This is a genomic window from Deminuibacter soli, from assembly GCF_003412455.1.
Lineage (GTDB): Bacteria > Bacteroidota > Bacteroidia > Chitinophagales > Chitinophagaceae > Deminuibacter > Deminuibacter soli.
Map to the genome: position 1 here is coordinate 171,104 of NZ_QTJU01000008.1, position 12,896 is coordinate 183,999.

The 12,896-nt window shown below is 46.4% G+C and carries 10 protein-coding genes; 5 read left to right on the forward strand and 5 right to left on the reverse strand.

All coding sequences use genetic code 11. The features are described 5' to 3' along the window. The first annotated feature begins 97 nt into the window (after positions 1 to 97). Complete coding sequence (locus DXN05_RS19115) at positions 98 to 1,543, forward strand: undecaprenyl-phosphate glucose phosphotransferase (RefSeq protein ID WP_116848887.1); 1,446 nt, start codon at positions 98 to 100, stop codon at positions 1,541 to 1,543. Between the two features lie 286 nt (positions 1,544 to 1,829). Here DXN05_RS19115 and DXN05_RS19120 read toward each other — a convergent pair whose 3' ends face one another. The 3 genes from DXN05_RS19120 to DXN05_RS19130 all read right to left on the reverse strand — a co-directional run bounded on the left by DXN05_RS19120 (position 1,830) and on the right by DXN05_RS19130 (position 5,350). Then, complete coding sequence (locus DXN05_RS19120; protein WP_147313994.1) at positions 1,830 to 3,104, reverse strand: hypothetical protein; 1,275 nt, start codon at positions 3,102 to 3,104, stop codon at positions 1,830 to 1,832. Then, positions 3,101 to 4,219, reverse strand: a complete 1,119-nt coding sequence (locus DXN05_RS19125) for a glycosyltransferase (RefSeq protein WP_116848889.1) — start codon at positions 4,217 to 4,219, stop codon at positions 3,101 to 3,103. Before DXN05_RS19125 ends, DXN05_RS19120 begins: the two co-directional genes overlap by 4 nt. Positions 4,220 to 4,282: 63 nt before the next feature. After that, complete coding sequence (locus tag DXN05_RS19130; protein WP_158559343.1) at positions 4,283 to 5,350, reverse strand: glycosyltransferase family 4 protein; 1,068 nt, start codon at positions 5,348 to 5,350, stop codon at positions 4,283 to 4,285. A gap of 162 nt (positions 5,351 to 5,512) precedes the next feature. On the opposite strand from DXN05_RS19130, the gene DXN05_RS19135 reads away from it, so the two are divergent. The 4 genes from DXN05_RS19135 (at position 5,513) to DXN05_RS19150 (ending at position 9,172) form a co-directional block, all read left to right on the forward strand. Next, positions 5,513 to 5,884, forward strand: a complete 372-nt coding sequence (locus DXN05_RS19135) for a co-chaperone GroES (RefSeq protein ID WP_116848950.1) — start codon at positions 5,513 to 5,515, stop codon at positions 5,882 to 5,884. Positions 5,885 to 6,022: 138 nt separating this feature from the next. Next, the gene (glf, locus tag DXN05_RS19140; RefSeq protein WP_116848891.1) at positions 6,023 to 7,129 is read left to right on the forward strand and encodes a UDP-galactopyranose mutase; all 1,107 of its coding nucleotides are present in this window, start codon (positions 6,023 to 6,025) and stop codon (positions 7,127 to 7,129) included. Continuing rightward, entirely contained in the window at positions 7,129 to 8,142 is a 1,014-nt protein-coding gene (locus DXN05_RS19145; protein WP_116848892.1) for a hypothetical protein, read from the forward strand. The genes glf and DXN05_RS19145 overlap by 1 nt, the downstream gene beginning before the upstream one ends. Before the next feature lie 25 nt (positions 8,143 to 8,167). Further along, positions 8,168 to 9,172 (forward strand): glycosyltransferase family 2 protein, encoded by a 1,005-nt coding sequence (locus DXN05_RS19150; RefSeq protein WP_116848893.1) that lies wholly within the window; start codon positions 8,168 to 8,170, stop codon positions 9,170 to 9,172. A 33-nt stretch (positions 9,173 to 9,205) separates the two neighbouring features. Here DXN05_RS19150 and DXN05_RS19155 read toward each other — a convergent pair whose 3' ends face one another. Both DXN05_RS19155 and DXN05_RS19160 read right to left on the reverse strand, forming a co-directional pair. Further along, entirely contained in the window at positions 9,206 to 11,293 is a 2,088-nt protein-coding gene (locus DXN05_RS19155) for a M16 family metallopeptidase (protein WP_116848894.1), read from the reverse strand. 33 nt (positions 11,294 to 11,326) lie between these two features. Next, positions 11,327 to 12,643: a M16 family metallopeptidase gene (locus tag DXN05_RS19160; RefSeq protein ID WP_116848895.1), complete on the reverse strand. Its 1,317-nt coding sequence runs from the start codon at positions 12,641 to 12,643 to the stop codon at positions 11,327 to 11,329. Positions 12,644 to 12,896 lie beyond the last annotated feature (253 nt).

Sequence of the window (12,896 nt, forward strand, 5' to 3'; positions counted from 1 at the left end):
TATATACACAGATTAAAATTTAGGCACAGTCCTTGCGCTTTAATACTTGGTTTTAACGCTAAGCCCGCCTATTTATTTCCAGTAAAAGCCCCTTACCATGAGTTCAAGATTTGATTACATAGTGCGGATATCACTATTGTTATTGGATTTCATATTGCTGAACGGCGCACTATTCACTGCTTTTAAGATTTTTGATTCTTACAACCTGATGCAGCCAGACACGAGAATCAACCTCATATACATTGTGAATTTGATATGGTTGTCTATGACCGCCATTTTAAAGATGTACAATTACAGATCTACCGGCCGTTACTCTCACGTGAAAAACACCACCATTAATGCCTTACTGGTATTTGTGCTGTTCTTTGGTTTATACCAGGTGATTGTAAAACAGGATGAAATTACTTTAGGCTTCTCCTGGTATTTCATGTTACAGTTTATTGTATGTATCTGTGTAAGCAGGTTGTTACTCAAGAAAATCATCCAGCATTTTGTTAAAAATACCCGTAACCGCAAGAAGATTGCCATTATCGGTTTCAATGAAACAGGTAAAAAACTGGCAGAATATTTCTCAGGACAGAAGACCGCTTTTGAATTCAGCGGTTTTTTTGATGATGAAATCACCCGCATACAGGCTTTAACACCGCAGATTACACCAGGCGGGGCACCCGGTGTTACTGCTCCCAAAAGCAATCTCAACCAATTAATTAAAGGTTCTGTAAAAGATATTATGAGCTATGCCATCAAAAACGATGTGCGTGAAATTTACTCTACCCTGCTGCCGGATGATAACCAGGAAGTCAAAGCCCTGGTAAATGTGGCTGACCAACATTGCCTGCGTATTAAATTCGTACCCGATTTTGCGCACATCCTGCAGTCGCCCTACCATATCAACTACATGAATCATTTCCCGGTTATCTCCCTGCGCGATGAGCCGCTGGAAGATACCCGCAACCAGTTATTCAAACGCTTCTTCGATATCCTGTTCAGTGCAGCCGTGCTTGTTTTTGTGATGAGCTGGCTGTTTCCGATTGTGGCCTTACTCATTAAAATCAGCTCACGCGGACCAATTATTTTTAAACAGCTGCGTTCCGGCCAGGATAACAAACCTTTCTGGTGTTATAAATTTCGCACCATGACGGTGAACAAGGAAAGCGATTCCAAACAGGCCACCGTTAACGATGCGCGTGTTACCGCACTGGGCCGCTTTTTACGCAAAACCAGTATGGATGAATTGCCTCAGTTTGTGAATGTTTTACTCGGTGATATGAGCGTGGTTGGCCCAAGACCGCACATGCTTACACACACAGAGCAATACAGCTCTATCATCAGCAAATTCATGGTACGTCACTTTGTTAAACCGGGCATTACCGGCTGGGCACAGGTAAAAGGCTTCCGGGGTGCTACTGAAACAAACGACCTCATGGAAAAAAGAGTGGAACACGATATCTGGTACATGGAACACTGGAGCATCTGGCTCGACGTGAAGATCATATTCAAAACCGTATTCAACGTATTTAAAGGAGAAGAAATGGCATTCTAACTTTACACTGACACTTACCTATTCTATTATACCGAACCGAACCGCTAACGATAAAAAAATCACCGCAGCTTGCGGTGATTTTTTATGTATATCGTATATCACCAGCATCTGTGTCCTATGCCCTTTGTGCTTATCCTATTGCCGGCGTCTGTGTCACCCCATACGCCTTTAACTCGCCGCAAGTCTCTGCGCACTTAGCGTAAAGTCTCCGCGCCCTTTGCGGTTCAAAACCTTCGCCTCCAATCTTCGCACTCAATCTCCAGCTAATCGCTATCAGCTAAAAGCTTCATCGATACCTCGTCTGGTACGTAAAACTCATCCTGTCATAGAAGTAAGGAAACGCCAGCAAAATCCACAGCGACAAATACCCGAACTCCGGCACCGATAGCATCATAATACAATACGTGGCAATTAAAGCCACCACATAATACTGGTGCAGGTACCGGTCGCGCATGGGCACCAATGCATGTTTAAAAAAGAACCAGGTAAACAGCAGCAATCCGATGATGCCATTATTGACCAATAAAGTGGAGAAGAAATCTGTAGAACGGGCATAGCCAAAACCCAGCCCCACCAGCTTACCAAAGAAATTGAGATCATGCACCCAGTAGCTGATATGGTTTTTCATATAACCGGTACGCTGCTCGCCCGATACACTGGCGCCGGTTAATTTATCCAGCACAGCATCATGTATAAAATGCCGGAAGCCGGCACTGAAATAATACAAGGCAAAAGGCGCCAGCAATGCAAGCGGCAGCAACCACACATACTTTTTACGGAATGCCCGGTTAAATACCAGCCAGCCGCAGGCAAGCACAAAAATGCCGAGATAAGCAGAAGTAGAGAACGACAATACCAATGCTGCAAAAAACAGCACCTGGTCAATGCGCTGTTTTAAACCCACGCTCAAAATCCAGATGGGTACTACGCTGAAAGCAAACATCGATGGCTCACCTGTTAAGCTTTTCATGCGTTGCACTACCCAGCCGCCAATGCTGTTCACCTGGAACAGGCTGCCGGTACCCGGCACATTATCAAACATACGGTTGCTGAGAAAATCGCCGTTGCGGTGCAATAGCTGGTACAACAGCACTTCAATAAAGCCATAGATCACCAGTATGCGGAAGCTCCAGAAAATATAGGGCAGGTGCCTGCTGGTAGCATAATATTTCAGGTACAGGTACAACAGAATGCCATTGAACAGGTACCAGCTCTGTGTAAAAAAAGTATGGCGAAACTGCACCGTTTTATCTTCTGCATTGAGCAGAATCAGTTTATCGTTCAGTACAGGATGTGCGAGGTAAATATACCATTGCGACAGGGCGAACAAAACCAGGTATGCCAGCAGTATCCACCCCAGTTCAGCGAGAAATTCCCTGCTCACGTTAATGCTGATGAGTATAATAAAAGGCGCAGCGATATTAATCAACAGGTACGAGGGCACAGCCACTGAATACAGCGGAGGCACTACAATGGAGTAAAAAGCCGAGATTGCCAATAACAGGCATAAGTACACTGAAACCCAGTTACGGGCTTGCGTGTTGGATAAAGGTAGTCTCATAATTTCCTGGAAAAACCATCAACAAATGCATGCAGCTTTCTTACAAAAACAGATTCACTGAATTTCTCTGCATGTTTCCTGATAAACACCGGATCGAAAGAGATTGTTTCAAATTTCTCTACTGCCTGTTGCAGGCAAGGTGTTGTTTGCGCTTCAAAGAACAATGCGGTAGCAGGTGTTTGCGCATCGGTATAACCAATCATGGTATCGAGCACGCCACCTTTGCCGAATGCAATCACCGGCCTGCCTGATGCAGCAGATTCCAGCGGGGTAATGCCATAATCCTCATATTGCGGGAAAATCAAAGCGCGTGCTTCTGCATAAACCTTCGACAGCGCAGCAGCATCGAGCGAATCGAGAAAGCGGATATTGCTGCCTGCTTTTTCTTTCAGTTCCTTTTCCATTGATCCCTTGCCCACTACCACCAATTGCTTATGGGGCATATTATTGAAGGCATCAATTACCAGGTCTACTTTTTTATAAGGCTCCAGGCGGCAAACAACCAGGTAATAATCCTTCACCTGCGGTGACACGTAAAACTTATCGATGTTCACGGCAGGATTGATAATCGTTACGTTCTGTGAAGGATGGTAGGTATCCATAATTCTTTTACGCACCACCTTTGAATTGGTAAGAAAAGAATCGGTGCGGCGGGATGCCCATTTGTCCAGCTTCCTGAATAGTGCCGTAGCGCTCATAAACAACCAGCGGAACAGGAAGAATTTGGGAATAACATTGGCGTACGATTGCGGGCGCCATGCCAAACGGAAAGGTGTATGGCAATAGGTAATCACCTTCGTGTTTTTGGAAACGCGGATGTATTTGGCGCAGTGGGTGGTAGATACCAGTACCACATCATAATCTTTCAAACGCATGCTGCGCATGGCCCATATATCAAAGGGAAAGAACAGCATTTTAACCAGCTTCTCTGTATTGCCTATTTTCTGGAACCAGGAAGTAACCACTTTCAGCGCTTTAAACTCGGGATACGTGCGTTCGGGATTGTAGCACAGTGTATAAACCGGTGCATCCGGGTAGGCCTTGTGCATGCTTAAAACTACCTGCTCGGCACCGCCCTTGCGTACCAGTTCATCATGTACAATTGCAACCTTCATGTAAGTGTAAATTTGTTTCTGGGCACATGAAGGCAAAACATATGCCGCTTTAACCCGGCTGGTTTAGCTGTAACGCTCAAGCAGTTGGCGCATCATCTTTCCCGACTTTTCCCAGCTATATTTCCGGGCAACAAACTCACTGGCAGCCAGCATGTTAGGCTTAACCGAGCCGGCAGCTGCGCGCAAAACTTCTACGAACGCGTTTTTATTGTACGGATCAAAATAAGTAGCATGTGTTTCAGCCACTTCCCTGAATACCGGGATATCCGAAGCAAGTACCGGGCAGCCGAATTTAAAGGCTTCAACAAGGGGTAGCCCGAACCCTTCGTATAAGGATGGAATTACCAGCGCCTGTGCATGCTGGTAGCAGGCAGCCAGCACTTCATCGGTGGCCGCGCCATAAAAATGTATCTGCGGGTTTTGCTGGTATTGTTCCATTTCACCCGCATTCTTTTCACTGAAGGCCCTGAACTTACCGCCCACAATTAACAGGTCTACATTGCTGATACCCGCCTGTACATAGGCTTCCAGCAATAACAGCAAGTTCTTGCGCGGATCCATAGAGCCTACAAATAAAAAGTAGGGGCGGTCAATAGGCGGCTGCAGGGTTTTACCTGCAGCAATTGCATCCAGCGCACGGGATGCCGCATTGGGTATTACCGTAACACCGCTGTCGGGCAGTTTATACAAACGCATCAACGCTTCTTTCGAAAAATTGCTTACGGTAACAATATGCCTGCTGCCTTTGATAATGCGCGGCATCATCAGTTTATAATAATAATAAAAACCCTTTGAGTAAAACTGAGGGTTCAGTGCATACGATACATCGTGCACACAGGTTATTTTATTGCCATACAAAAGGGGGGCAATATTGCAGAGGTTTAACAGCAATGGTTTGCGCTTGTTACGCAGGTAAGCGGGCAGCTGCACCTGCTCCCAGTATACACCGCCTTTGGTGCCTGCAACCTCGGCAGGCTGCAGCTGGTATACCTGCTGCAGCAGGTTATCGGGCGGCACAACCAGCCGGCTGTTGCCCTGCGGCAATAACTGGCCGGTTATTTCTGCCGCATAACGCTGTACGCCTGTCATCTTTTGCGATGTAAACTTGCCATTGATGTAAACTTTGTCCATGCTCATATGCTTGTTTGGAAGATACAATACTTATCCCGTCTTTTCACTGGCAGCCACATTCGACAGAGAAACATTCCATTAGCAAAAAGGTTGCCATTGTGCCCGTTGCAGTGTAAACCCTATTTTATCAGTAATTTTACAGGTAAAATAAAGGACTGGGATATGCTGTTAACCCCTGACAACAAATTGAAAAAACTGATCGTTATTGGCGACCGGGTACTGGTTCGCCCTTCCAAACCCAACGAACGCACGGATAGCGGGCTGTATCTGCCTCCCGGCGTGCAGGAGAAAGAAAAAGTGCAATCCGGTTATGTTATTAAAACCGGCCCCGGATATGCCATTCCGGTACCTGTAGAGAACGAATCATGGAAAACAGAAGAAGAGCAGGTAAAATACGTTCCGTTGCAGACAAAAGAAGGAGACCTGGCCATTTTCCTCGTGAGCGGCGCCACAGAAATAGAGTACGCCGGCGAAAAATATTTCATTGTTCCCCAAAGCGCGATACTGATGCTGGAACGCGAAGAAGATTTATAATATCATAAAATAGCCGGGCAGCGCTGTTACAGCCTGCATTACAACTACCGCCGCTAACAGGCGGTAGTTTGTTTTATCAAAAACTGGCATAGTTTTTTTGTATATTAGGAACACTAACTTTTTACACAACACTACTACATGGCAGAATTTGATTACCTGATCGTTGGCGCCGGCCTTTTCGGTGCCGTATTTGCCCACGAAGCTAAAAAGAACAACAAGAAATGCCTGGTAATTGACAGGCGCAGTCATGCGGGTGGTAATATATATTGCGAAAACAAAGATGGCATCAACGTACACAAATACGGTGCGCACATCTTTCATACCAATGACAAGCCCATTTGGGATTACGTGAACTCGTTTGTAGAGTTTAACCGCTATACCAATTCTCCCATGGCTTTGTACAATGGCGAAATGTACAACCTGCCATTTAACATGAACACCTTTTACCAGCTGTGGAAGGTAAAAACACCCGAAGAAGCGCAGGCTAAAATCCAGGAGCAGGTAGCATCGCTCAACATCACCAACCCGCAAAACCTCGAAGAACAGGCGCTTTCGCTTGTTGGTACCGATGTATACGAAAAACTCATCAAGGGTTATACCGAGAAGCAATGGGGCCGCGACGCGAAGGATCTGCCTGCCTTTATCATCAAACGCCTGCCTGTACGCTTTACTTTCGATAACAACTATTTTAATGATAAATACCAGGGCATTCCTGTAGGCGGCTACAACAAGCTTACCGAAGCCCTTTTTGCCGGTACAGAAGTACGCCTGGGTGTTGATTATATCGCCAACCGCGCTGAGTTTGACCAGCTGGCAGATACCGTGGTATTCACCGGACAAATTGATGAATATTACAACTACCGCTTTGGTCAGCTGGAATACCGCAGCCTGCGTTTTGAACATGAACACCTCAACATACCCAATTTCCAGGGTAATGCCGTGGTAAACTATACGGAACGCCAGGTGCCGTTTACCCGTATCATCGAGCACAAACACTTTGAGTTTGGCACACAGCCTACCACCGTTATCACCCGCGAATACCCGCAGGAATGGAAAAGTGGTGATGAGCCTTACTACCCCATTAACGACGACAAAAACACACAGCTGTTTAAACAATACCAGCAGCTTGCAGAAGCCGAAACAAAAGTAATCTTCGGCGGCCGCCTGGCTGAATACCGTTATTACGATATGCACCAGGTAATAGGTGCTGCACTGGCTAAAACCAAAAAGATATTTCCCGCATAATGATGAATCGCACAGGTATTACCATATATGAAAACACCAGGGTGTATGTTCCCTGCCCCGCCAGTCACGCTACCGGCGGAACAGAGTTGCTGCACCAGTTTGTACACGCACTTCGCAACCTTGGCATTGATGCCTGGATTTATTATTACCGCATTAAAGACGGTGTGGATCCCATTCACCAGCAGTTTAGGAAATATGTTTCCGAATACGCTACTGACATAGTTGATGCACCCGAAAACATCCTCGTAGTACCGGAAACACGCACGGAATACCTGTTTAAATACGAGCACCTGCGCAAGGTGATCTGGTGGCTGAGTGTTGATTTCTTCTACGATTCTGCTGATGTAGACTTTGTATCTACCTGGAAGAAAAGACTGGGTATTACCCCGCGTTTCGATATTAAGCATCCCGAAAAACTGAAGGTAGACCTGCACCTGGTGCAATCGCAGTATGCGGCAGATCATCTCGAAAAACATGGCATTCACAACTATCATTACCTGAGTGATTACCTGAACGCCGCGTTTCTCGATCAGCCGGAAATTGATGAACAACCCTGGAACAGGGTGCTGTACAATCCCAAAAAAGGATTTGAATTTACACAAACCCTTATCAGGGAAAGCCCCGAACTGGAATGGTTTGCGCTCACCAATTTAACACCCGAACAGGTAGCCGATGTGTGCCGCAAATCAAAAGTGTATATCGACTTTGGGCATCATCCCGGCAAAGATCGTTTCCCGCGTGAAGCGGCCATTTGCGGCTGCTGCATTATTACCGGCCGCAGGGGCGCCGCCGCTTTTGAAGAAGATATTCCTATTCCGCAGCAATATAAGTTCAGCGATGCCGACGACCAGGTACCTGCCATCATCAGGCAGATTAAGCACTGTATGGATGATTTCGAAACCGTGCAGCACGATTTTGATCATTACCGCAGCGTTATCCGCGGGCAGGAAGCCGCCTTCATCCAGGACATAAAGGATATATTTCAGCAACAACATTCGCCCGTTCAGCAATAAACCACAGCCCGCAGCACTGCCTTTTATGGACATGGATAAAGTATATATTGTACTACTGAATTACAATGCCTGGCAGGATACTGTTGCGTGCATTCAATCCATCCTGAAGCAGTCATACGCGCAGTACGAAATTGTAGTGGTCGACAATATGTCTACCAACGATTCCCGTACGCAGCTCATCACCTGGGCCAGGCAACTGCCTGCTGCACAAGGCTGGCAACTGCTGCAATACAACCACCTGCAATTTGACACCATTACCGGTAACCCGCAACCGGTGATCAGTTTTATCTGGTCTGACAAAAATGGTGGGTTTGCGTATGGCAACAATATCGGCATGCGCTACAGCCTGCAGCAAACCGGGCCGCATTTTATCTGGCTGCTTAACAACGACACCGTGGTATTTGAAGATACCCTCACCAATATGGTGCGTTTTTTTATACAACAGCAAGCCGTACAGAAAACCGGTATGGCCGGTTGCCTGCAGTTGTATTATCACGATCCCTCACAGGTGCAGATTATGTATGGCCGGTACAATTACCGGTTTGGCCTTGCCAGCGAATACGGCGCACGCATGCCACTGCAACAGGCGCAGCAACTGCCCGATGTGCCGGTAGATTATTTATCCGGTGCCTGCATGCTAACACACTCATCGGTGATTGAGCGGATTGGGTTAATGAGCGAAGATTACTTCCTGTTTTTTGAAGAGCTGGATTTGGCTGTACGATTGAAGAACGCGGGCTATGCATTGGTGTATTGTAAAGATGCACGCATTCTGCACAAACACGGTGTGAGCATCAACGGCGGTACCACCAGCGGCACCAGGCCCTTCGCAGATTACCACCATTTCAGAAGCGAATACATTTTTGTACGCAAATATTACCGCAGATATATCCTGTTCTATTTACTGGTTACCGGTATGCAACTGACCAACCGGTTAATACGCGGCAGGTTCAGCAATCTGAAAGCCCTGGTAAAGGGCACTATGGACGGGTTGCGCTATACACCGCAAAAAAAAGAGCAGGCATTGTAAAAGCCTGCTCTTTTGTATTAAACCTGTTACCTGTTATTTAAAATCATCTGCAGTAACACCTTCATTTAATTTAATCTCACTGGCAGTCAGCTCCATGGTTTGCTGCTGTCCACCCGCTTCAAAAGTGAGGCTGGTTTTGTAGGGGAATAATAAGTTGCCTACTTTTTTATAATCAGCATAGTCGGTTGATTTGGTAATGCTCATACCATTCTGCTCCATTGATTCTTCGTTGCGCAGCAACAGTTTGGTTGCAACATCGTAGTACTCGAAAGTTACTTTACCACCGGGTTTGGTTACCTGTATTTTGTAGGCGTCTTTGCCACTTACTTTCTCCACGCCTTTTGATTCCAGCTTAAAGCCCGCTGTACCCAGGTAATCGACCTGTTCAACTATGCTGGTTTGTGCCAGCTGGGCTTTTACTTCATCTGCAGGCAGGTCAACTTTATTACCCTGCTGCATAGCATAGCCTTTTACACCATCGAATACCTGTTTGTTAACGGTATTACCACCCATAGTAGCCAGCACCAGCTGTTTGTTGGGTGCCATTGCCTTGTGCACCACATCGATGGTCATGCCCTGCATGCTCATGCTCATTTTTTCAGCTATGCTCGACAGCTTTTTTATTTCATCCAAACCGCCGATGGCTTTCAGGTAATCGGTTACCACAGCCTGCGGCGTTGCGGCAGCAGCTGCTTTAGTGGTGGTTGCCGCTGCAGTTACAGGGTCGGCTTCTTTGGTAAACTGGTGAACAGGGTAACCCAGCCTGGCCAGTCCGCCCTGTACCAGGTCGGCTTTACCGGTTACAATAATACGGGCCTGTCCGTATGTAAAATATTTCTTCGCGGCGCGCAACACATCATCGGGTGTTACGGCATTTATTTTCTGCAGGTAGGTTCTGTAAAAATCTTTGGGCAGGTTATTGAGCAGGATATTGCTGGCAAATGTGGCAATACGCGCGTTATTCTCCATACCCAATGCAAAACTACCGTTGTAGATGGCTTTTGCGCTGTTGAGTTCTTCTGTGGTGACTTTCTCTGTGCATATTCTTTTCAGCTCATCAATAAAAGCTACTACCGCGCTATCTGTTTTTTCATTACGAACAGATGCGCTTGCACTGAATACTGTTTGGTTGCGGCCGCTGGCAATAGAAGAGTAAGCACCATATGTGAAGCCGTGTTTTTCACGCAGATCCATAAACAGGTAGCTTTCTGCACCGCCACCCAGTATCTGGTTAGCCAGCAGTACAGCAAAATAGTCAGGGCTGCTCATGGGCAATTGCACCAGGTTGGCTACTTTAATTTCGCTCTGCACAGCATTGGGCACATCTACCAGGTTTATTTCTGTAGTTGCCGGGTTTTTAACCGGCGGCACCTGGTTAAACTGTAATGCAGCACCTTTCCATCCTTTAAAAGCCTTTTCTGCAAGGGCTTTCGCCTGCTCAGGTTTAATATCACCTACAAAAGTGAGGATGCCCCTTGAAGGGGTAATGTATTTTGCATAAAACGCTTTGATATCATCCAGTGTAAGCGCTGTAACCGATGCGGCGGTTTCAAACTCACCGTTCGGGTGATCTTTGCCGTACAGCAATGCATTCGACACCCTTCCTGCAATGGCTTTCACGCTGCGCTCGTTGGCTTTTAAACCGGTTAAGGTTTGTGATTTTAGTTTCTCGAATGATTCCTGGGTAAAGGCAGGTTCTTTAATGGCTTCTGTCATCAATGCAAACGCCTGGTCAAAATAACGGGTTAAAGCACTTACACTGCCCCCGCCCGAGCTCAGTGATACATCGGCGCCAATCTGGTCAACTGCATCGTCAAACTGTGCTTTGGCATGTGTGCGTGTGCCCTCGCTCAGCATCTGGCCCATCAGGGACATGCCGCCTGCCTTGCTGCCTTCTGTGATAGGGCCTGCATCAATGCTGTAGCTGGCGGTTACTTTGGGCAATTTGTGGTTTTCCACAACGAGTACAGTAATACCGTTGTCCAGCTTGTACACAACCGGGTCGGCGATGCTGATAACAGGTGCCGGACCAGGTTTGGGCTGTTTTGTTCTGTCTATTGTTTGCGCTGTAGCCTGCTGAAACAGGAAAGCGCCGGTTATAAAGAATACTATTTTTCGCATGGTGATGTTAAGTTAATTGACTGAAAAACGCCCTTACTTGGCAGGCAGATAATACAATACCAGACGCTGGTTTTTACCCAGGTATTTTTTGGCCACATCGCGTATTTCTTCGCGCGTAATGGATTTCATTTCCTTCAGCTCTTCGTTTACCTGGTTGGTGTTTTTGTTATAGAACGTATAACCGTTGGCAAGATTTTCAGCCACACCAATCATTTTGCTGTTGGCAGTCACATCCTTGTTTTCAAACTGGTTGATGATTTTTTCGTAGTCCTTTTCGCTGACCAGGTTGGTTTGCAGGGAAGCCACTTCTTCATCCATGTCTTTCAGCAAATCGGTCAGGGCTGCATTGCCGTTGGGTAATGCCAGCGTAATGTAAGCGCCGTAATCTTCCAGCGAATAATTGAAAGCCTGTACTTCCAGGGCATTTTTCTTTTCATCCACCATTTTCCGGTACAGCTTTGAGCTGGCGCCGCCCGATAAAATAGAGCTGATCATTTCCAGCACCTTGGCATCACGCGTGTTTTCACCCGGTGTGCGGTAAGCAGCAAAAATAGCCGGTATCTGGATATTGGGATCGTACACCGTATCTACCATTTCTTTTGTAATGGGCTGCTCCGTAATACGCACAGGTGTTACTGCCGCGCCGCGTGGCACATCAGCGAAATAAGCTTTTACCAGTGCCTTTGTTTTTTCAGGATCAATGTCACCCGCAATGCTTAACACCGCATTGTTGGGAACATAATACTTTTTAAAGAAGGCTTTGAACTCATCCAGCTTTGCAGCATTCAGGTGCTCCATAGATCCGATGGTTGTCCAACGGTAAGGATGGCTGGCAAACAAACGCTCAAAAATGGCTTTTGTGAAATTGCCATAGGGCTGGTTGTCATAACGCATTCTCTTTTCTTCCTTTACTACTTCGTTTTGTGTTTTCACGCCAACCTCGTTAATCACGGGATGCATCATGCGCTCGCTTTCAAGCCACAGGCCCAGTTCAAGTTGGTTGGAGGGAAATGTTTCAAAGTAAAAAGTTCTGTCTTGCGTGGTATTGGCATTGTTCTGCCCACCATTAGAGGAAACGATTTTCATAAATTCACCTCGCTTGATATTATCGGAACCTTCAAACAGCAGGTGTTCGAAAAAGTGGGCAAAACCGGTGCGCGCAGTATCTTCATTTTTAGAGCCCACATGGTACATGACAGACACCGCAACTACTGGTGCTGATTTATCCTGGTGCAGAATTACGTGCAGACCATTATCGAGGTCATACTCGGTAAAATCCACTTTCTGTGCATGAACAGCCTGGCACAACAGTGCAGAAGCTGTCATTACACCAAAAAGTTTTTTTCGCATACGCTTTGGTTTTATGTTTTGGAGGGGTAAAATAAACGTCTCTGTTTACACAATAATAGAATCTTTCCGGGTATGACCGAAAGATATTTCATGAGCGGCAACATACCTGAAGGCAGGGAAGGCGGAATTAACATATAATTTACTACTATACATACACACGCCGCAGCTGGCCTTATTGCAAACAGCAATAGTGCGGGGAGCCGGTTCAGTGTTGTACAGGCACTTCCAGATTACATACCATTTTGAGATGGGG